This window comes from Sunxiuqinia elliptica (assembly GCF_900113005.1).
GTDB lineage: Bacteria > Bacteroidota > Bacteroidia > Bacteroidales > Prolixibacteraceae > Sunxiuqinia > Sunxiuqinia elliptica.
In genome coordinates this window covers 126,945-149,678 of the sequence record NZ_FONW01000011.1, presented here as the reverse complement: position 1 = coordinate 149,678, position 22,734 = coordinate 126,945, and the positions used below count along the sequence as shown (strand labels likewise).

14 protein-coding genes and 1 tRNA gene are annotated in these 22,734 nt (G+C 41.9%); 8 read left to right on the top strand and 7 right to left on the bottom strand.

The annotated features are described in order from the left end of the window. The first annotated feature begins 26 nt into the window (after window positions 1–26). A complete protein-coding gene (locus BM156_RS17185) occupies window positions 27–1,850 on the top strand; it encodes an ABC transporter ATP-binding protein (RefSeq protein WP_093921135.1) in 1,824 nt (607 codons plus the stop codon). A gap of 68 nt (window positions 1,851–1,918) precedes the next feature. Further along, a complete protein-coding gene (locus BM156_RS17180) occupies window positions 1,919–2,743 on the top strand; it encodes an alpha/beta hydrolase (RefSeq protein WP_093921134.1) in 825 nt (274 codons plus the stop codon). A gap of 55 nt (window positions 2,744–2,798) precedes the next feature. Here the strand turns inward: BM156_RS17180 and fabF are convergent, their stop codons facing one another. The 7 genes from fabF to BM156_RS17145 all read right to left on the bottom strand — a co-directional run bounded on the left by fabF (window position 2,799) and on the right by BM156_RS17145 (window position 10,504). After that, window positions 2,799–4,043 carry a beta-ketoacyl-ACP synthase II gene (gene fabF / locus BM156_RS17175; protein WP_093921133.1) on the bottom strand — a complete coding sequence of 415 codons (1,245 nt, stop codon included), beginning with the start codon at window positions 4,041–4,043 and terminating at the stop codon, window positions 2,799–2,801. Window positions 4,044–4,188: 145 nt separating this feature from the next. Then, window positions 4,189–4,749, bottom strand: coding sequence for a TetR/AcrR family transcriptional regulator (locus BM156_RS17170; protein WP_093921132.1), 561 nt, complete (start codon window positions 4,747–4,749; stop codon window positions 4,189–4,191). Window positions 4,750–4,822: 73 nt separating this feature from the next. Further along, complete coding sequence (locus BM156_RS17165) at window positions 4,823–6,109, bottom strand: glycosyltransferase (protein ID WP_093921131.1); 1,287 nt, start codon at window positions 6,107–6,109, stop codon at window positions 4,823–4,825. A 163-nt stretch (window positions 6,110–6,272) separates the two neighbouring features. Further along, window positions 6,273–6,473, bottom strand: a complete 201-nt coding sequence (locus BM156_RS17160) for a hypothetical protein (protein ID WP_093921130.1) — start codon at window positions 6,471–6,473, stop codon at window positions 6,273–6,275. Window positions 6,474–6,705: 232 nt separating this feature from the next. After that, window positions 6,706–7,431, bottom strand: coding sequence for a (Fe-S)-binding protein (locus BM156_RS17155; RefSeq protein WP_093921129.1), 726 nt, complete (start codon window positions 7,429–7,431; stop codon window positions 6,706–6,708). Between the two features lie 76 nt (window positions 7,432–7,507). Then, a tRNA-Trp gene (locus BM156_RS17150) sits at window positions 7,508–7,580 on the bottom strand. 86 nt (window positions 7,581–7,666) lie between these two features. Continuing rightward, the gene (locus BM156_RS17145; RefSeq protein WP_093921128.1) at window positions 7,667–10,504 is read right to left on the bottom strand and encodes a helix-turn-helix and ligand-binding sensor domain-containing protein; all 2,838 of its coding nucleotides are present in this window, start codon (window positions 10,502–10,504) and stop codon (window positions 7,667–7,669) included. Between the two features lie 434 nt (window positions 10,505–10,938). On the opposite strand from BM156_RS17145, the gene BM156_RS17140 reads away from it, so the two are divergent. The 6 genes from BM156_RS17140 to BM156_RS17110 all read left to right on the top strand — a co-directional run bounded on the left by BM156_RS17140 (window position 10,939) and on the right by BM156_RS17110 (window position 22,733). Then, window positions 10,939–13,959, top strand: coding sequence for a SusC/RagA family TonB-linked outer membrane protein (locus tag BM156_RS17140; RefSeq protein ID WP_093921127.1), 3,021 nt, complete (start codon window positions 10,939–10,941; stop codon window positions 13,957–13,959). A 21-nt stretch (window positions 13,960–13,980) separates the two neighbouring features. Further along, window positions 13,981–15,522: a RagB/SusD family nutrient uptake outer membrane protein gene (locus BM156_RS17135; RefSeq protein ID WP_093921126.1), complete on the top strand. Its 1,542-nt coding sequence runs from the start codon at window positions 13,981–13,983 to the stop codon at window positions 15,520–15,522. 23 nt (window positions 15,523–15,545) lie between these two features. Beyond that, window positions 15,546–16,640 carry a LamG domain-containing protein gene (locus BM156_RS17130; protein WP_093921143.1) on the top strand — a complete coding sequence of 365 codons (1,095 nt, stop codon included), beginning with the start codon at window positions 15,546–15,548 and terminating at the stop codon, window positions 16,638–16,640. Window positions 16,641–16,895: 255 nt separating this feature from the next. Beyond that, the gene (locus BM156_RS17120; protein ID WP_093921124.1) at window positions 16,896–18,242 is read left to right on the top strand and encodes a glucoamylase family protein; all 1,347 of its coding nucleotides are present in this window, start codon (window positions 16,896–16,898) and stop codon (window positions 18,240–18,242) included. Between the two features lie 215 nt (window positions 18,243–18,457). Further along, window positions 18,458–20,875, top strand: a complete 2,418-nt coding sequence (locus BM156_RS17115; protein ID WP_093921123.1) for a glucoamylase family protein — start codon at window positions 18,458–18,460, stop codon at window positions 20,873–20,875. 37 nt (window positions 20,876–20,912) lie between these two features. Next, window positions 20,913–22,733 carry a family 43 glycosylhydrolase gene (locus tag BM156_RS17110; RefSeq protein ID WP_093921122.1) on the top strand — a complete coding sequence of 607 codons (1,821 nt, stop codon included), beginning with the start codon at window positions 20,913–20,915 and terminating at the stop codon, window positions 22,731–22,733. The last annotated feature ends 1 nt before the right edge of the window (window position 22,734 follow it).

Genomic DNA, 22,734 nt, shown 5'->3' with positions numbered 1-22,734 from the left:
GTTTATCTGATAAATAGCCACTCTTTATGAAAGACCTTTTTGGACTGCTCAAACGATTTGTCCCACCATACAAAGGGAAAGTAATTCTGAATATGGTTTTCAACTTTCTGGGAGCTTTGTTTGGTGCATTTTCATTTGCCATGTTGATTCCTGCCTTGGGAATTCTTTTCAATACCCAGGAATTGGTTACTCAAAAGCCTGAAATCAGCTCTTTGAACCTGGATCATATCCTTGAACTATTCAATTATTACATCAGTCAAGTGGTGATTAATTCGGGTAATGAACGGGCATTGATTTATATTGGGGGCTTCATTATTGTTATGGTTATGCTGAAAGTTGGCTTCACTTATTTTGCCAGCTTCGTCATGGTTTACCTACGGAATGGGGTGGTGCGTGATATTCGCGGCCAAATGTACCAGAAGATCCTTCAACTCCCTTTGGGCTTCTTTTCTGACGAACGAAAAGGAGATATCATTGCCCGGATGACTGGAGATGTTCAGGAGGTGGAGAATTCGGTGATGAACTCCTTGGAGATGTTGTTCAAAAACCCGGTGATCATTATCATCTCGTTAGCTGCCATGTTGTATATGAGTTGGTCGTTGACCCTTTTCGTTTTTGTTTTGCTGCCAGTTGCTGGTTTTGTAATTGGCCGAATTGGTAAAAGCTTGAAAAAGACGAGTATGAGAGGGCAGAATAAGATGGGGGATATTTTGTCGATTACCGAAGAAGATATTTCTGGTTTGCGTGTGATTAAAGCGTTTAATGCTGAGGAGAAAGCTTACCAGCGTTTTGATCGCGAAAATGAGTCCTACCTGCACATTATGAACAAGCTGATGTGGCGTCGTTTCTTGGCTCATCCCATGAGCGAGCTTTTGGGAACTACGGTGATTATCATTGTACTTTGGTACGGTGGAGCCTTGGTGCTTAAAAATGAAAGTTCGCTATCAGCACAAGCATTTATTGGCTACCTGGTTTTCTTTTACAACATTATCAATCCAGCGAAAGCCTTTTCTACCGCGCTGTACAGCGTTGAAAAAGGTTTGGCATCGATGAACAGGATTGATCGTATTCTAAGCCAGGAAAACACCATTAAAGATGGGGCCAATGCTCGTTCTATAGAAAGTTTTGAAGAGTCGGTGACCTATGAAAATGTCAGCTTTCGCTATGTTAGCGAGAATGTATTGGATCAGGTGAATCTGACTATTAAGAAAGGGCAAACTATTGCTTTTGTCGGAAAATCGGGCTCGGGCAAAACAACTTTGGTTGACTTGTTACCCCGCTTCTGGGATGTGTCAGAAGGACGAATCAAGATTGATGGTACGGATATTCGGGATATTCGTTTGCATGATTTACGTAATTTGATGGGCAATGTGAATCAGGAACCAATTCTATTTAATGATACCTTCTACAATAACATCGCTTTTGGTGTTGAAAATGCAACGGAAGAGGATGTGATTCATGCGGCCAAAATTGCCAATGCACACGAGTTCATCATGAATACAGAGCATGGTTATCGAACCAATATTGGCGATCGTGGAGACAAGCTTTCCGGAGGACAGAAGCAGCGGATTTCCATTGCACGGGCAATTTTGAAAAATCCACCAATCTTAATTTTGGATGAGGCTACCTCGGCCTTGGATACCGAATCGGAGAAATTGGTTCAGGAAGCGCTGGAGAACCTGATGAAAAACCGGACTTCCTTGGTGATTGCCCATCGCTTATCAACCATTAAGAATGCAGATGTTATTTGCGTGCTGCATAAAGGAAAAATTGTGGAGCATGGAACGCATCAGGAATTGATTGATAAGAAAGGACGCTATTACAAACTGCATCAAATGCAAGTCTTTTAATCATTCTGTCGAAATCATACTTCCCCGAAAGTAAGCAAGATTGAATTCGGGGTTTAAATATTAGGTGAATGAAACAGCTTAAATTATTATTGACCGGCTGTTTGCTTGTACTAGTAGCCACAATGGTTAGCGGACAAGAAACAGTGACCTATAAAACGGTAAATGAAATTGTTTATCGGGAAGGGGAGAACCTGACTGATTACATGAAAGAACGTTGTCATTTGGATTTGTATTATCCTGAAAACAAGTCGGGGTACACGACTATCGTATGGTTTCATGGTGGTGGAATTACAGGTGGCGAGAAGTTTATTCCGGAACAATGGATGGAAAAAGGTTTGGCCGTGGTTGCCGTAAATTATCGGTTAAGTCCAAAAGTAAAAAGCCCCGAATATATTGAGGATGCTGCAGCGGCAGTTGCCTGGGTGTTTAAGCATATCGAAGAATATGGAGGCTCAAAGGATGAGATTGTCGTTTCCGGACATTCCGCCGGTGGTTACTTGGCAGCAATGATTGGGATGGACAAGAGTTACTTGAATGATTACGATATTGATGCGGATCAGATTGCAGCTTTGGTCCCATTTAGCGGACATACCATCACGCATTTTACAATCCGCAGTGAGCAAGGTATTCCCGGGACTCAGCCAATTATTGATCGTTTTGCTCCTTTGTATCATGTTCGTGATGATGCGCCTCCGCTTTTTTTAATTACCGGTGATCGCGAGGTGGAGATTCTGGGGCGTTATGAAGAAAATGCCTACATGTATCGAATGATGAAGGTAGCGGGACACCAAAGTACATACTTGTACGAATTGGATGGTTTTGATCATGGTGGCATGGCAATTCCTGCGTTTGAATTGACTTTACGAATATTGAATGAAATGGGCTTAAATTAAGCTTTTCAACTTGATAGGAAAAAGGCAGGAGTGTTCATCTCCTGCCTTTTTTTGCTTACTCTTCGTATTTCTTAAATACTGAAACAGCAATGTGTCCTCCAAAGCCAAACGTATTGTTGAGGGCAACTTGAACCTCTTTAGATACCGCTTTATTGAGTGTTAATTGCAAATTAGGATCAATCTCCGGATCGAGATTTTCCAGGTTGATTGTTGGAGGAATGAGACTGTTTTCAATGGCCTTGATGCAGGCAATTGCCTCGATAGCACCGGCAGCACCAAGCAGGTGCCCGGTCATTGATTTGGTGGCACTGACATGGACGCGGTCAAGTGATTGCGAGAAAAGCTTACTGATGGCTTTGCATTCGCTTAAATCACCAACTGGAGTTGAGGTTGCATGGGCGTTGATGTAATCTACATGCTCCGGTTTTATTTCGGCTTCGGCTAATGCTTCGCGCATGGCTTGCTCGGCACCGACTCCTTCCGGGTGAGATGCAGTAATGTGATAAGCGTCGGAGGCACAACCGCAGCCTGTTAATTCGGCATAAATTTTGGCACCACGAGCCTTGGCGTGTTCTAGTTCTTCCAGCATTAATGCACCGGCTCCTTCACCCATCACAAAACCATCACGCGATTGATCAAACGGGCGAGAGGCTGTTAAATAATTTTCATTATTGGTTGACAGTGCCTTGGAAGCATTGAAGCCACCAACAGCTGTGCGGGTAATGGGAGCTTCTGATCCTCCGGTTAGAATGGCTTTGGCTTTGCCTAACCGAATAAAGTTAAATGCATCGGCAATGGCGTTGTTGGAGGAGGTACAGGCCGAAACGGTGGCATAACTAACTCCTCTCAATCCATAGCGAATGGATAGTTGTCCAGCTGCCATATTCGGAATCATTTTGGTAATAAAGAAGGGATTAAATCTTGGCTGTTCAGGGTTTTTCGCAAAGTTGATCAATTCTTCTTCAAAGGTATGGATGCCTCCAATTCCTGAAGCCCAAATTACGCCTACTTTGCTGGTGTCCCAGTTTTCATCGAAACTGCAATCCTGCATGCAAGCATCGGCTGCTCCTACGGCAAGCTGAGTATAATCATCCATTTTGCGAGCTTCTTTTTTAGGAAGGTACGCTTCAATATCAAAATCCTCAACCTCGCAGGCAAACTTGGTTTTGAAGTTTTGAGGATCAAATTTGGTGATGAGCTTAGCACCACTTTTTCCTTCAGTCAGATGCTTCCAAAAAGTATCCACTGAGTTTCCAAGGGGCGTTATCGCTCCCAATCCTGTAATAACAACTCTTTTCATATGATTAAACTATTTGTTATTTTAATGTAATGGCTGAAATAGCAAGCAACTTAAACCTGCAAGGTGCAGATTTAAAAGACTACTTTTTCAGTATTGAAACAATATATGTACTTACTAATAGGTAAGTTTTTGCGATAAAAAAATGTTAGGCTATTAAATCGTCGATAAGCGATTGATGAATATCTTTAAACGCTTGTTTATCCAAGACACGAGCCATTTGCAGGCTGGCGATCATCGTTGAAAGAACTAGTAGCGCACGGTTGTGCGCATCTCCTTTGAAAGCAAAAACACCATTGTATCGTCCAGTTTCCAATAGTTTGGTGAGCCAGTCAATAATCCGGTTAGTCATTTTTTGAAGTTCTTTCTGAGAGGCTTCAGGGAGTGTATTAAAATCGGGGCCAAGCGATCCGATAACACATATTTTTTGTTCTCGGGCACTTTTAACATAAACCCTGAGAAAAGATTCCAATTGTTTAACTTCATCAAACTTGCGAATGTCCATATTTTCAATCATTTCTTCAAAGCGAAGAAAATTGTTTTTGACAATACTGGTTCCCAAGTTGGCTTTTGATGGGAAATAATAATGGATGGCAGCATTTTTAATGCCCAGTTCAGAAGAGATGTCCTGGTAACTGAAAGCATTATATCCCTTGGTGAGGATAAGTTCTTCGGCCAGTTCCATTATTCGTTCACGGGTTACAGACATAAATAATGCAATTTTAAAGGATCAAATATACTTACTAATTAGTAAGTATGCAACTCTATTCAGATAAACTTATTTAGGCTCTGATGGTTTGTCGGTAGAGTTTAGTGATCTTTTGTGCTGTATCTTCCCATTTGATTTTACTGGATTCTTGCTTGGCATATCGGATCATCATTTTCGATAGTGAAGGATAGGTGAGCAGTGCATGAACGGCATCAGCCATTGCATGGATATCCCAGAAATCAACCTTAATCGTGTGTTTTACGACCTCCGAGACTCCTGATTGTTTCGAGATAATGGTTGGGACATGGTGTTGCATGGCCTCTAGCGGGCAGATGCCAAAAGGTTCGGAGATGGAAGGCATGATAAAAATATCGGAGAGGGAGAGTAATTGACATACTTCATTTCCTTTTAAAAAGCCAGTAAATAGGAAGCGATCAGCAATGTGTGATTGGGCTACCTGGCAGATTGTTTTTTCATAAAGGTCACCATTGCCTGCCATGCAAAAATAGACGTTGGTCATTTTCTTTAGAATGAGTGAAGCTAGTTTTATAAAGTACTCAGGACCTTTTTGTGACGTAATTCGTCCAAGAAAAGTAACCAGCTTGGCGTTGTGGGTAAGGTGTTTTGGAAATGTGGATGTATCGGCATTCGAAAATTCAACACCGTTGTGAACGGTTTGACATTTGTCCGCCGAGATTTGATAATTATTGATAACGATTTGCCTCGTTCGATTACTGACACATATGATGCTGTCAGCTGCGAGCATTCCTTGCTGTTCAATTTCAAAAACTTGCGGATTGACACGGTTGTGGCTTCGGTCAAATTCAGTCGCATGAACATGGATGACTAGCGGTTTGCCTGACATTTTCTTAGCAGCAATTCCAGCGGGGAAGGTGAGCCAATCATGAGCATGAATTAGATCAAAATCAGTTTGTGAAGCCAGGTATTCAGCAATAACTGAAAAGTTATGAATTTCTTGCATCAGGTTTGGTCCATAAGCTCCAGAAAAAGGAATCTTTCGTTGCTGAGACGTGTTTGTTATTTTTCCTTTTGGCTTTTTCCTTTGGGTGTGATGAAATAACTCAGGAGAGGTGTATGGGCTTATTCCCGATTCTATCGCATAGCAGCGGATTGGAAACTGAAGCCGTTCCTGGTGTATTTTACTTTTAATCAAGTCTACGTTATTGGCACCCACCAAGTGAACCTCCCCTTTAGGCTCGTTGCCATATGCCTTGGGAATAACGAAGGTAATTTGAACATCCTGGGTATTGCTCAAGCTTTTAGTAATCCCATAACAGGCCGTACCCAAGCCTCCTGATATATGAGGTGGAAATTCCCAACCAAACATTAATACCTTCATGTATCATCGTTTGTAAAGTCTTAATAAAAGTCTGACTTTTTTGCTCCTGTTCTTTCCCTCAAAAATCCTTGAAAGCAGACCTGGAATGGTTTTTTACCAAAAACCTTAAATGAAGAGATGGGGTAATAATTAAAATAGTCGCTTTTTAAAGCGACCTGACTTTCTAAGTTAGTGCGGAAGCATTTTCTTCTTCATGAATTTCCCATTCAACAACATAATTGAACTGATTGCCTTCGCAATGCAATCCTCTTTGGCTGGGAATCGGTTTATACTGGCGTTTGTAAACCGACTTAGATTCAGATTTTTTGACATCAGTGTTTATTTCATGGGGTAGTTGCGGTGTTTTAAATGCTCGTGTTTTCATCGGACCAAATTTTGCTGATAACAAGTGTTCTTTTTGAAATACAGAATGGGAAATTGTGGCTTACAGGCATGAAAACCACGGGAGACCCAACGCTGAGAGATTTAGGAGCATAACCTTTCAGTATCGCAGTTAGACGATACTGGATTAAGAACTACGCAAACACGAAGAAATGGTTATTGAAAAGAAGTTAAATTTACAATTTTTAACAAAATTTTAATAGTGACATCCTCATTTATTCCCAACCACTGGCTAAAATATCGGCGATGTGAATAGGCTGAATAGGAAGCTTATTCTTTTTAATATAGCCCTCCAAATTGAGTAGGCACGAAGACTCAGTTGAGATAATGTACTCGGCTCCGGTGTTCAAGGCATGTTCCACTTTTTGCTCAGTCATGGCTGATGAAATCGCTTGAAACTTAGTGACAAAAGTTCCTCCAAAGCCACAGCAAGTATCGGTTTCTTCCATCTCAACCAACTCTAATCCTTCAACTTTTGAAAGGAGTTCTCGGGGCTCTTTTCGAATACCGTACTCACGGAGTGCTGTGCAGGCATCGTGGTAACAAACTTTATGTGGGAAGCGTGCCCCAAAATCGGTGAACTTAATTTTATTGACCAAAAAGTCTGTTAATTCAAATAGCCGTTTTTGAAGCTTCAAATGAAGTTCGTAGTCTTGATCTTCTTTGGTAAATAAATTGGAATAGTAGTTTTTTATAAATCCGGTACAAGAGGCTGATGGACTTACGATCAGTTGTTCCCCGGGAAAATCAGCTACAAATTTGTGGGCTAACTTACGTGTTTCATCCCAGTATCCGCTGTTGTATGCCGGTTGGCCACAGCAGGTTTGTTCTGGGTTATAATTAACGTCAATACCTGCTTTTTTTAGCAGTTTAATCATATTGAATGCTGTATCCGGATAAAGCTGATCAATAAAGCACGGGATAAATAAATCTACTGTCATTGTTGTGAATAGGGTTTAGGCAAATATAGCAGCTTTCTATTTACAAAAAAAGGGTTCTCGAAAAGAGAACCCTTTGCACGGGAGGAGCGACTCGAACGCCCGACACCTGGTTTTGGAGACCAGTGCTCTACCAACTGAGCTACACCCGTATTTGAATGCGTGTGCAAATATAGTAATTCCTGAAAAACTACCTAGCAAAAATGAGCTGATTCGTTAAAAAAAAGTTTTCAAAGGGCTAAAGCTCTAGAATCATTTCACTTAACTTTTCGTCATGTTCAAGGTTCATTTTCTTTCTTAGTCTGTAACGGTGATTTTCTACGCCGCGTACTGATATTCCAAGGAGTGGAGCAATCTCTTTTGATGATAAGTTCATGCGTAAGTAGGCACACAAACGAAGGTCTTTTGAGCTTAGCTCAGGATGCTGTTCTTTGAGTTTCTTCAAAAACTGTTCATGTGCTCGCTCAAAGTTGGTTTCAAAAAGCTGCCAATCATCGTCACTCGAAATATTCTGATCAATTTTCTTTGTCAGATGGTTGTAATATTTATCTGGAAAGCGCGATCCCAATTGTTCTTTCTGGTTATCAATGATGTTTTTTAAATCCATAAGGAACTCATTCTTTTTTAGCATTGACATGGTGGAGTTGGCTAACTCTTTGCTTTTATGTTGAATCTCATCGCGTAGTTTTTCGTTGCGTAAGCGGATTAGCTCTTGCTCGCGCTTTTCTTTCTCTTCTTTTTCTTTGCGCCGGGTTTGCCTTATTCCCCATGCTCTAAATCCCAGAAGAATGGCAATGAACGCAAGCAGGTAAAGGGTTCGGGCATAATTGCTTAGGTACCATGGAGGCATTACTTCGATCGTAAGTGTATTGATTTGGCTTTCGTTTCCCCATTGATCAATGGCTTTTACTTGTAGTTGGTACTTCCCAACGGGCAGACGGTCGAAATTAAATCGGGGAGTGGTTGAACGCTCTGACCAGTTTTGATCCAAGCCTTTCAGGTAGGATTGAAAGTAAATTGGATGATGCGTAAATAAAGGAAATGAGTATCGTAATTGAAGGTTGTGGTATTTGAACTGTAATTTAACCTCTTCCTGAGACGTTGGCTTGAATGTTTTTTCGCCTCGGTTGTCCGTTAGCTGCAACTCGCGCAGTTGAGGTTTGAACCCAACAATTTCGGAGAGGGAATCGGGAATGGCGGCGTCGAGCTGGGCAATTCCATTTTCAAGACAAACAATGGCTTTCGAATTCGTTATAGGTAATATGTTTTCAAAATCATCAATCAGCTCATTGTTGGCAAACAAGGTCCGCGGATAATCTTTTTTAAAGATGACTTCATTGTTAAAAATGTAGAATAAGCCAATTCGTTCTTTTGTAATAAACCAGTAGTGATGATCGGGGGCTGCTATAATTCGGTTCGCGGTTACAAATTCACCAAGGTTGTCATTTAGAAATGAGTAACTGGTAATGGAATCATTCAAATCGTCGTAGGTGAATAGCTTTTCTTCTGTGGTAAAAACAATTCGGTTTTCAACTTTAAAAACATGAATGGAGTTATCTTTTTGAAATACCGAATTGGCCCCAAAGTAAGTCGAAGAAATTACACTGTCGCGCTTGTCGTTGAGTTGTAGCTTATAAACGCCCCGGTGCATATGGCTAGCCCAAATGGCTCCCAAGTGATCAATTTCAATGTAACGGATTAAATCGAAAAAACCTTTGATTGTGCCGTCTTGAATATAAGTATTCCCTTGTTTTTTAATCCGGGTAATGTTGGAGTAAGTTGACTCAATCAGGTAGTCCGGACGATGTGGGTCTTTGCGAATGGAAAAACCTCCTGATTGTCTGGATACAAATTGTTGCTGATCATCTTTTATTACCAGTGTTCCTTCATTGTGACCAACAAACAGGTGATCGCCAATTACACGGCAATACCAAACTTGATTTTGAGTTTCGGGCACAAGTTCATAGCTTGAGTTCGGATCATAGAGCTGTTTTCTGAAAAGCCCTTGATTTGTGCCAAGGTAGATTTTGTTTTCAAAAATAGCGGCGTCATAAACGGCTCCAATGCCTGGGATTGTCTCGATCTTGAAGCCATGATTTTGGTCGTTTGAGATAAAGTCAATCCCGCTGTCGAGGGCAAGCCATATGTTATTGAAACGATCAGAGGAAATGCCTAATACGGTGTTGTTTTGTAAGCCATTTTGGTTGTTGTACTTAGCTATTTCTTCTCCTTTCGGATTGAAAATGACAATGCCGTCAAGGATGGTGCCAATAATCAAACTTCCTTTTGGGGTGAAATAACCACGGTTGATTTCATTTTCTCTGAAATAATCATTCCATGCCGGATTCCATTGGCTAAGTTTTTGGCCATCCCAAATAAAAATTCCGTTTGAGTTGGTCCCAATCATGAGTTTATCTCCTTGGTATGGAAGAATAAATCGGGGGATTGTTCCTTTTAATTCTTTGGAGGTAATAACGGGCGTGGTTTCTGTGCCGTGAATCTTAAAGATGCCATATTCGCGTGAGGCCAGGTAAATTTCATTGCCAACACGGTGCATGGTGTTGGTGAATCCAGGAAGGTTTACCCGATTGATCTGGCCGTTTTCATAGATCAGAATATTGCTGAACGAATGAAAATAAGCCTTGTCGTCAAGTATGGCAATATTCCAAAATTCCTCGTTGCTGGAAAAATAGCTTTCGGCTAAGTGGTTTAAGGAATGGTAAACTAGCTGACCATTTGCATTGGGTTTCCAAAAGCCTAATTCGCGATATCCGCTGGTATAAATTAGTGAGTCGGAAGCAACCATGACCGAACGCATAATGGTTTCGTTGGGTAGCGGGTGCAATTTCCAGGTGATTCCATCAAACTCGAGCAAACCACTGTGGTTGGCGAAATACATAAAACCATTAGGGCTGTGAGCTATCGACCAATTCTGGTTTGAAGCTTGGTAATTGTTCTTGGTAAAGTTGATGATGTTGGAAATGGGCTTTTGGGCATTAACTACCCAACAAGACAGCACGAGCTGCAATAAAATCAGCAGGCCATATAATAATGTGGTCGCAAAGCGTTTTCTCATTCCTTCTCTTGTTTGTGTAAGTGCAGCAGCAAGTTTAAACCTGTTCGTGTATCAGAATCATCTAATGGCTTGTTTAATGTTATAAAGTCATCCCAGTTTGCTGGCTGAAAAATAGCAATTCTAAGTGTCTTAACCATTTTTTTCTTGCGTAAGGAGTTGTTGTTGGACCTTATTGAAAGGGTATATTTGTTCGTTTTTAGTAAAAACATGTTTTATATCATATTCTTCGAAAGAGAATAAATGTTAAAAATAGGTCTTGTTTAAATGATTGCTTAATAGTGTGTTATTGTTTGTTTGAGCTCATGTGATGAGGTTTTGGTGAGGTGTGAAAATGACTTCATCATGTTACGAGAATTAGAAGTGTATATGAATTTTTCCTTAAGGTTTACTTCTCGTCTAGATTAGCTGCTCAAACTGACTCTAAAAAGTGTACGATGAAAAAACTAATGTTTCTATTTTACTTGATTTTTTCGGTTACTTCAGTTTTTGCGCAACAAAAAAGTGCAGTGACGGGACTAGTAACTGAAGCCGCAACGGGAGAACCGATTCCCGGGGTAAGTGTAATAATAAAAGATACCAATACAGGAACGATTACTGACTTTGACGGAAAGTATACAATTCAAGCAGCGGGAACCGATGTGCTTGTGTTTAGTTTCGTCGGGTTGGAATCAAAAGAGGCGCCTATCAACAATCGGACAACGATTGATGTGAGCCTAGAAGAATCAACGGAATTTGTTGATGAGGTTGTCGTTGTTGGTTATGGACAATTAAAAGTGAAAGACTTAACATCTTCAATTTCGACTGTCGATTCAGAAGAGTTAGGACGGACACCAACCGGACAAGCCATGCAAGCCTTACAAGGAAAGGTTGCTGGGATGCAAGTGGTGAGCAGTGGTGCTCCTGGAGATTCTCCGACAATTCGTGTTCGTGGTATTGGATCGTATCCGGGAAGCGATAACGAAGCTCCGCTTTATGTCGTTGATGGAATGTTCTTTGATAACATCGATTTCTTAAACACATCGGATATTGAATCAATCTCGGTATTGAAAGATGCTTCGGCTGCCGCCATTTATGGTGTACGTGCAGCGAATGGTGTCGTGTTGATTGAAACAAAATCAGGGAAGAACAATCAAAAGTCTGAGATCATTTATGATGGGTATTATGGAATGCAAGTTGCTCAGAATGTACTTAAAATGGCCAATGCCGAGCAGTACACAACCATGACAATGGAATCTGGATCTCAAGCTTCTATTGATAATATTTATAAGGCGATGCAACGCTATGGACGGAGCCGCATTAATCCTAACGTACCTGATGTGAACACTGACTGGTATGACGAAATCATACGTATTGCTCCTATTCAAAATCATAGTTTGAGTGTTGCTGGAGGAAGCGAGAAAGCAACTTATTCATTGGGTACTAGTTATTTCGGACAAGAAGGTGTTCTGGATATGGAAAACGAGTATGAGCGTTTTAACCTTCGTTCTAAGGTTGATTTTAAAGCAACCGACTGGTTTACTATTGGAGGTAATATGATTTTTAGTAATGCCACAAAGTACAGCCAGGAATCAAGTGCTTGGAGTATGGCGTATTGGGCAGTTCCAATTCTTCCTGTTTATGATGAAATGAATACCGATGCTTGGCCAAACAACTACGCAAGTGCTGAGGATATCGGTTATCGTGGAGGACAGAACCCGTTTTCTGCTATTGACTACAATAACAGACGGATGAAGATCCGTAAAGTCTTAGCTAACTTTTATGCGAAGGTGGATTTGATTCCGAAAAAGCTATCATTTAAAACAACTTATAACCACAATTTTACTTCCTTGAATAACAGGGACGTAGCTTTGCCTTATTTTATAAGTACCAACTTTAAGCGGGTTGATGCAACGCTGACTAAGCGAAGTGAAACCTATTCAAATCAAATCTGGGACAATGTGTTGACTTACGATGACAGCTATGGAAAGCACAAGTGGACAGTTATGGCAGGTACTTCTTTTCGCGATGAAGCTTATGATATGTTGACGGCTCAAGGGGTAAACTTCCCAGTAGATCAGGAAGAAGCTTGGTACATTAGCCAATCGGACTTAGCCAATATTCCAACGACTGCTGTTCGTGATGGTGGTAGCAGACAATACGGAATTTCTTACTTCAGCCGTATTTCATACAACTTTGACGACCGTTATTTATTGTATGGAACCATGCGTGCTGATGGAAGTTCTAAATACCAAGAGAAGTGGGGATATTTCCCAACTGTAGGTGCCGGATGGGTACTTTCAGAAGAGAGCTTTATGAGTGACGTTGATGTGGTTAATTTTCTGAAATTACGTGCCAGTTGGGGACAATTAGGAAACGATAAAATTAGACCAAGTGATGGGGCAACAACGACTGATGTTGTAACAACTGCTTTTGGCGATGTATTATACAGCGGATCAACAACTGCAAGTACGTTCTCTTCACTGGAATGGGAGGTTACTGAAGAAACAAACGTTGGTTTTTCTTCTCGTTTATTTGATAGCCGCTTATCTGTTGAGGCAGACTATTATATGCGTGATACCAAGAATGCAGCTATTAGTGTGAAGATTCCATCAACCGGAAGCAGTGTATTGCGTAACGTAGGGGTGGTTCGTAACTCCGGTTTTGAATTGGCCATGAATTGGAGTGATCAAATCAACAAAGATTTTAGTTACTCAATTGGAGCCAACATTTCAACCTTGAAAAATGAGGTTCGCGATTTATATGGACAGCCATACATCGATGGTGGTTCGGCAGAGTTCCGTCAACGTTCAATTGTAGGGGAGCCTTTGTTGGCATTCTATGGTTATGAAGTAGCCGGGGTTTATCAGAACGAAGAGCAAATTCAAGCGGATCCAATTGCTGTTGCGAATGAGCTTGTTCCTGGAGATTTTATTTACCGCGACCAAAATGGGGATGATGTGATTAATGATGATGACCGTGTGGGCTTGGGCTCATACTTCCCTAATTTTATGTATGGAGCAAACTTAGGGCTTACGTATAAAAACATTGAATTTACTACAAGTATCGTTGGTCAATCAGGCAACAAAATCCTGAACCGCAAACGAGGTGAAGTAATCTGGACTCCAGATTTGAACATGGATGCTGACTTGGCCAATAACCGTTGGCATGGTGAAGGAACAACGAATTCATATCCTTCTTCTGCGGCATTAAGAAAAGGATGGAACCAAAAGTTAAGTTCATTTTTCATTGAAGACGGATCGTTTTGGCGTATTCAGAACATTCAGCTTGCCTACAACTTGAACGGTAAAGACTTTTTCGGGGCAAAAATCCCTGACACCAAAATTACCTTCACTGCTGACCGTCCGCTAACGGTATTTAGCTACAACGGCTTTAATCCTGAAGTTGCAGATGGAATTGATCGTCAGACTTATCCAATTCCAGCAACTTATACCATTGGGTTGAATGTTAAATTTTAATCGATTTAAAAACGAAGAACTATGAAATTTAAAAAATATAGTATCAAGCTAGTTGTATTGGGGGCTGTGTTGTTCGGAGCTTCAGCTTGTCATGATTTACTAGATGAACCGGCAGAAAATAAATCCTTTACAGGAGAAACAGATTATACCAATTCAGAGGACATGATCAAGCCTTTGATTGGTGCCTATGCTGAGTTCTATCAACGAGGCTGGGAGGATTTTCCACTAATCTCTGTTCGAGGAGACGATGTGAATGCAGGAGGCTTGGGTGATCAGCAGGATTTTGCAGAAACCGATAAGTTCAAGTATAACAAGGACTACTGGATGTATAACTCAACTTGGCAAAACTTTTACGCCGATATTTTTGATGCGCATTCAGCAATCGAACAAATAGACCTTTACAAGGAATATGCTGCAAACAAATCAACAGCAGACCAGTATCAAGCAGAAGTAAAAGTATTGCGTGGATGGTTATTGTTCCAGGTTTCTCGTGTTTGGGGCGATGTATTTATCACAACAAGTTCAGACCCTTCTGATTTGTTGGTTGCAGAATTGTCTCCAAAGGCTGAAGTTATGCAACACATTTCAGATCAGATGGATGAAGCCATTGCTAATTTGCCGGCCAAGCATCCTAATGAGCGGACCGATATTCCTGGAGGAGTGACAAAATATACTGCTTTAGCCATTAAAGCTTTGGCTAATCTGGAACTAAATAACTTCCAGAAAGTAGCAGATGCAACTTCGCAAATTATTAGTTCAGGAAAGTTCTCATTGGAAGAGGATTATTACAACTTGTTTAAAATTCCTGGAAAATTGAGTGACGAAAACTTGTTGGAGATCCAAACTTCTGATTTTGGGCAAGGCACAGGTGACTTGGTTTATTATGAGTTTGCTGCTTTAGGACCACAGGGTTGGTCGCCAAAAGTGAAAGATGCTGATAGTGGTTGGGGATTTTATGAACCAAGTTTAAAGTGGATCAAATTCATGTTGGATCGTGGTGAAGAAACTCGTTTAGAAACCAGTGTACTGTTTACTAATCGTGGGATTGCTGAAATCAAAAAAGATCCGAACTATGCAACCCTTCCAGCATGGATTTCAAATACAACACCTTCAGGTGATGTGATCAACGATTTTTCGCGTGCCATGTTCTCCAGTGGAAAACACTATTTGCCATCAGATCAGTTGACTCCGGGACGTAAAAAATATGGGGCGAACAAAAATATGATTGTGATTCGTTATGCGGAAATTCTATTGATGCATGCGGAAGCACTTACAGAAGGAGCTTCTAGTTCAGCAATGACGGCTGATGCTGCAGTAAATGCTGTGCGCGACCGTGCTGGGTTATCGCCAATTTCAGGCGTTACATTAGAGCAGGTGATGGATGAAAAATTTGCCGAGCTTGGCATGGAGTGGGGAACACGTTACTACGATATGCTTCGTCAAGGGAATGCCACTGCTTTAAGTTATGAGGGCAGAACCTTCTCGAATGACAAGGCGTATTTACCTTACCCGCAAAACCAGGTAGATTTGTTGCCTCCTTTGGCAGCAGCTGCAAATAACTAACTGATCACTAAAAAATGAAGAAAATGAAAACATTAAGATTTTTATTAATAGCAGCAGTGGCCGGTTTGTTTGCTGTTAGCTGCAACGAAGGAATTGACCCAATAAGTCATGTTGCTCCGGGTGAAGATACCGAAGCTCCTGTTATACAGATCAATTATCCTTCGGATGATATTATCATTCCTTTCACAGATGAAGAAACGGATATCGCGTTTAAGTTCGAAGTAACTGATGATATTGAATTGCAATCATTTGTGGTTTCCTTAAACGGGACTCAAATAGGTGAATTCAGTGGATTTAAAGATTACCGTCGCGCCTTGGAAACATTGGCTCAGGAAGATGTAGCTGTTGGTGATTATACGCTGGAAGTGGTTGCTGTTGACTTGGCCGGAAAGACAACGACTGAGACTTTCGATTTCATAGTGAGCAATAAATATACTGCCAAATACGAAGGCGAAACATTGTATATGCCTTTTGAAGGTGGTTTCTATATGAACTTGCTAAATGAGGTAAGTGCCACCGTTGTTGGAACTCCTTCATTTGTTGAAGGAAAATCAGGAAATGCTTATGCTGGAGATTCAGCAGCCTACTTAACATTTCCTGCGGCAGAGCTGCAAGGAAATGAGTTTAGTGCAGTGTTCTGGATGAAGGTAAATGCTATTCCTGACCGTGCTGGTATTTTGGTTATGGGCCCTGAAGATACGGCTAATGCTGGTTATCCTGATACGCAAAATAACCGCAAAAATGGCTTCCGCTTCTTCCGTGAAGATGCTGGCGGAAAACAACGCTTTAAGCTGAATACCGGAAACGGTGAGGCTGACACTTGGTTTGACGGTGGTGCAGCAGCAGATGTTGACCCTGTTACTGGAGATTGGGTGCATTTAGCTTTCACAATTTCAGATGCAGAATGTGTAATCTACATCAACGGAGAAGTTGCTAAGCAAGGCGATTTCACTGGAATCGACTGGACTGGATGTGATGTGCTTTCAATTATGTCTGGAGCTCCACGCTTTAACGAATGGGGTCATAACTCTGACGAGAGTTTACTGGACGAACTTCGCTTATTCAATAAAGCACTGACTCAGACTCAGGTTCAGGAGATTATGGAGAACGAGAAATAAGGGGAAGGAATATAGTTTAGTTAGTTTTTTTGAGAACCAAAAGGCTGCTTGGAAAGTATCCGGGCAGCCTTTACTTCAACACTCAAAAAGATAGAAAATTTTTTGAGAGAGAAAAGGTCATTCAGAGTTTCAAATTCTGGATGAAAGATGAAGCGGGCCTGGCAAACCAATTGTTCTTTCAGGTCATTTTAAAATTGTATACTTTGCATTAGGCTCGCTTCTTCTTATAAGTTGAATGATTAGATAATTACCAAAATGAGATATTTAATTATTAGCAGCCTGTTACTTTTTTTTACGGTGGGCTGTTCCAATACCAGCAATAGAGCAACATCGTCAAGTCAAAAATCATGGAAAGATTTGACGGATCAGCAATTGTTGGACACCTTGCAATACCAAACTTTTCGATATTTCTGGGAAGGTGCAGAACCAAACTCAGGATTGGCCCGTGAGCGAATTCATATGGACGGAGTTTATCCACAAAACGATCAGGATGTGGTTACCTTGGGTGGATCAGGCTTTGGCGTAATGGCTGTTCTGGTGGGGATTGAGCGTGGCTACATCACGCGCGAACAAGCCTTGGAGCGTTTCCAGAAAAATGTTGATTTCCTGGCAAACGCTGACCGCTTTCACGGGGCGTGGCCTCACTGGTTGGACGGACCTACTGGAAAAGTAAAGCCATTCAGTAAAAAAGATAATGGTGGTGATTTGGTTGAAACAGCTTTTATGATTCAGGGACTTTTGACTGTTGCTGAGTATTTTAAAGGCGGTAATGAAGAAGAAAAGCAGTTGGTTGCCGACATCAATAAATTGTGGGAAGAGGTTGAATGGGATTGGTATACCAAAGGCGAGGATGTACTTTATTGGCACTGGTCTCCATCCTATGGTTGGGAGATGAACTTCCCTATTGGTGGTTACAATGAGTGTCTGATTATGTATGTTTTGGCAGCATCTTCACCAACTCATGCCATTGCACCTGAAGCTTACCATAAAGGCTGGGCACAGAATGGAGACATTGCCAACGATACAGTGTATTACGGATTAAATTCGGTTCTGAACTTCTATGGAAATGAAAATGAACCAACCGGACCAATGTTTTGGGCTCATTATTCTTACTTGGGATTGAATCCAAAAGGATTGTCTGATCGTTATGCCGACTACTGGAAGTTGAATACCAACCAGGCCTTAATGCATTATCGCTATGCAATCGATAATCCGAAGAACTATGCAGGGTATGGTGAAAAGCAATGGGGAATGACCTCTAGCTATTCCGTGAATGGTTATGCCGGACATCATCCTGGCGAGCTGGATTTAGGAGTAATTACTCCAACGGCCTCTTTGGCATCTTTCCCGTATACGCCCGAAGAATCGATGAACGTGATTCGATATTTGTATACCGAAGCAGACTCTTTGATTGGTAAGTATGGTCCTTATGATGCTTACAGTGTTGAGCACGAATGGTACTTGCCTCGTTATTTGGCAATTGATCAGGGACCAATTCCTGTCATGATTGAGAATTACCGTTCAGGCTTGTTGTGGAACCTATTTATGAAAAATGAAGATGTACGCAAAGGCTTGGATCGACTAGGATTTAGCTACAACTAAAATAATACGGGGAGGATAGGCGAAGCGTATACTGGAGTGTACCTAACGCTATGCAGTACCATAAAACCAACTAATATGCATTGCGATTTCTCTTGCTCGGGAATCAAGCTGTGCGCTGTGTTATAGGTCACGCCAGTACTTCAGAATATCCTCCCTTTTTCTTGTATTGCCGTAAGATTATTGAGAGTGGACTAAAACACCAAAAACTTGAACCAATGCAACCTAATAAATTACGACAAAAAATCATGCTGACTGCAATCACGTTATTGGCTGCAATAAATGTGATTCATGCGCAGGAAATAAGCTTTTTCTCCGAAGGAACAGCACCAAGCTTCTATGATCAAGGATTGGTTGATGTGGCTAACTTGGGAGAAAGCACTTTCGAATATACCTTCCCACCCAATGCCCCTCAGTACAATGATAAAGTTCCTTGTACAACTCCTGCCTACAAGGGCGAAACGGCATTGAAATTTAACTATACATCTTCTGACGTTGGCAACTGGATCGTTCGCATTCACCGCTCCAACTGGGGAAGTGCTGATGTCTCAACATTGGATTCAATTGCGTGCTATATCTATTCTGAAAATGAAGTTCCATCATCTGCTTTACCACTTATTGGAGTGCGGGCTGCTAAAACCACAGGAGGCGATAAGGATTCACAACTTTACGCTTTGGGTGAATACAACCCTTCAATTCCCGCACAAAAATGGACGCGTGTTACGTTTCCCATTGAAAAAATTATTGACGACCCAGAGAATAGCAGCTTGAATTTTGCACAAGTTAAGGCCATCACTTTTGGACAGTCTGAACAGAATGGACTTTCGCGTTTATTGCTGATTGACGAAATCAGTGTTTTCAAAAGCCTGGAGCAAATTCCTCCGATTGAAAATTTACAACTTGCAGGTTACGATAGCCATGTTGAGTTGAACTGGACAGCCCCTCAAGTTGGGTTGACCTATAAAATTTATGCCTCATTTGATGGCGGTGAAAACTATACATTACGACAGGAAACAACAGAAAACAATTACCTCGATTTTATCCCCGAAGAAGGGAAGAATGCAACGGTGCATTATCGGGTGACAACGGCTTACCAAGGGGCTGAATCTACTTCGGTGGGAAAATTGGTTGACTTGCGGAATTACACCGATGATCAGCTTCTTGACATGACGCAGGAGTATGCTTTCCGCTATTTCTGGGAAGGTGCACATCAAGCTTCCGGAATGGCTTTGGAGCGTTCAAATGGAGATGGTCGTACAGTGGCTTCCGGAGCTACTGGGATGGGACTGATGGCCATGATTGTTGCGCATGAGCGGGAGTATCGGCCGAAAGAGCAAGTGAAAGATCGGATTTTGAAGATTCTTGATTTCCTGGATAATTGTGAACGTCACCATGGTGCCTGGTCGCATTGGTACAATGCCAATACCATGCAAACCCGGCCTTTCACACCCGATGATGATGGAGGTGATCTTGTAGAAACAAGTTTTGTTGCTCAGGCGCTGATTGCCCTGAGGAACTATTTTCAGGATGGAGACGCTAAGTCGACGCAAATACGCGAGAAAGCGACCCAATTGTGGAAAGAAATTGAATGGAGCTGGTATCAACAAGATGGGCAGCAAGTGCTGTATTGGCACTGGTCACCAACGATTGGTTTTCAGAAGAATATGCAGGTGAGTGGTTGGAATGAAAGCTTAGTCACCTATGTGATGGCTGCTTCGTCGCCGACCTATGGCATCAACAAAGAAGTGTACGAACAAGGTTGGTCACGGAATGGTAACATGGTAAAACCCCGGACTTTCTACAATTACCCCATTAGCTTGGCGCCGGATTGGGGCGGCCCACTTTTCTGGATTCATTATTCTCATTTAGGAATTAATCCCCATGGGTTGAAAGACCAGTATGCTGATTATTGGCTGGAGCATGTCAATACGGCGCGGATTCACTACGCCTATGCCGTGGCCAATCCAATGGGCTTTAAAAACTATAGCGAAAAGTGCTGGGGACTTACAGCCAGTGACGATCCGGATGGTTATTCGGCTCATCAACCTTACTCGAACGATAATGGAACGATAAGCCCAACAGCCGCTTTGGGCAGCATGCCCTATACTCCGGAAGAGTCTTTACGGGCTTTGAAGTATTTCTACCGCGAGCGCGGACAGGAATTATTTGGAGAATATGGTCCGTATGATGCATTTAATGATGAGCGGAACTGGGTTCAGGAGTCCTACATTGGTATTGATCAAGGGCCAATTGTGGTGATGCTGGAAAATTACCGGACCGGACTTTTATGGGATTTGGTGATGCAGGATGACGATTTACAGACAGGGCTGGATAAGCTTGGCTTTGAATACCAACTTGTAACCGATGTGGATGATCCTGTTGCTCCTAAAAGCTTTCAAGTTTATCCCAACCCGGCTGATAACAAAGTGTATTTGGCAATGGGCGATTTTCAGCCCAACACCTCCCTTCTTGTCCAGGTGTACTCAATAGATGGCCGAATGGTTTGGAGTGAGCAATTGCAACGAACAAGTAATAACATGGAATTGGATTGCTCAGGATGGAAGGATGGCATCTACCTTATTCGAATGCAGAATGAGCAAGAAGTAAGACAGGTGAAGTTAGTGGTTAAGCACTAATGAGATCAGGGTTTCAGATATTAAATGAGGATATAAAATGAAGATTAGAAAAGTAATTGAGCGACTAGCCTTAGCGGCTATACTCTTTTCGGCAAGCCCCGGAACAGGGAGCGCACAGTCGGCTGGATACGATACTTATTGTAACCCCTTGGACATTGATTATACCTATATGGTTTATAATTCCAGCAAGAACATTTCCTATCGTTCAGGTGCTGATCCGGCAGTTGTCGAGTTTCGGGGAGAGTATTACCTATTTGTCACCCGTTCGTTTGGTTATTGGCATTCAACGGACTTGGTGAATTGGGACTTCATCAAACCAGCACAATGGTTTTTCGAGGGATGCAATGCGCCCACCGCTTTCAATTATAAAGACTCGGTGATATACTTTGCCGGTGATCCTGCAGGTTATGGGAGTATTTTATATTCAGACGATCCCAAAAGTGGAAAATGGACACCAACAGCATCGATTTCCAATAACATTCAGGATTCTGAATTATTTATCGATGATGACGGGAAAACCTATTTGTATTGGGGATCTTCCAATGTTTACCCCATACGGGTGAAAGAGTTGAATAAGAACGACCGCATGTTGGAAACAGGGGTGAAAAAGGACTTGATCAACCTGAATGAAGAAGAGCATGGTTGGGAGCGGTTCGGCGAAAATAATTTCCATCCAACCCTAAAAGAAGGGTACATGGAAGGGGCTTCAATGACCAAGCACAACGGTAAATATTACTTGCAGTATGCGGCTCCGGGAACACAGTTCAATGTTTATGGTGATGGCGTTTATGTTGGCGATTCTCCACTGGGGCCATTCACTTACATGAAAAACAATCCTATGAGTTTTAAGCCGGGAGGCTTCACCAATGGTGCCGGACATGGGATAACTGTGAAACAAACCAATGGGCAGTATTGGCACTTTGGAACCATGGCGCTGGCATCGAACTCACACTGGGAACGCCGCTTGTGCATGTTCCCAACTTATTTTGATGATGAAGGCCTGATGCATTCCAATACGCATTACGGTGATTATCCACGATTTGGACCAGATCACCCAACGAAGGCCGGCCAGCATTCTGGCTGGATGTTGCTGTCCTATCGCGGAAAAACAACAGTTTCTTCTTCGCAGATGCAGATCCGGAAAAGTACATCGACCGATAATGATTTTGACATCACGAATATGCCGTTGGTGAGAAATAATGCAGGAGAAATTACCTCGGAAGTTTTGACTGATGAAAGTCCAAAATCCTTCTGGGTAGCGGATGCTAACGATGATCAGCAATGGATAAAAATCGAAATGCTTCAGCCCGGAATGGTGAATGCCATTCAATTGAATTTTCATGATCATGAGTCTGGAATTTATACACGTACCGAAGGTTTACGCCATCGCTTTACCATTGAAGTGTCGGAAAATGGCAAAGAGTGGAAGACGGTGGTAGACCGAAGCAAGAGTTACAAGGATTCGCCCAATGCTTACATCGTGCTAAACCAGCCTCAAAAAGCTCGTTTCATTCGGTATAAAAACATTGAAGTACCGGGTAACAACCTGGCGATGTCTGAAATCCGGGTGTTTGGAACCGGCTTCGGTAAAAAGCCCGGTAAAGTAAAAGGTTTTGAGGTGCAGCGTCACGAGGATCGTCGGGATGTTTCAACCAGCTGGAAAGAAGTGGCTGGAGCACAGGGCTACAACATCCGTTGGGGAATTGCTCCGAATAAATTGTATCAGTCATGGCTTGTTTACGAAGATACCGAGTTGCTGATGCGCTGCTTTGATAAGAGTACAACGTATTACATGAGCATCGAAGCATTCAATGAAAATGGAATTTCAGAATCAACCAAGGTTATAAAAATTGATTAAG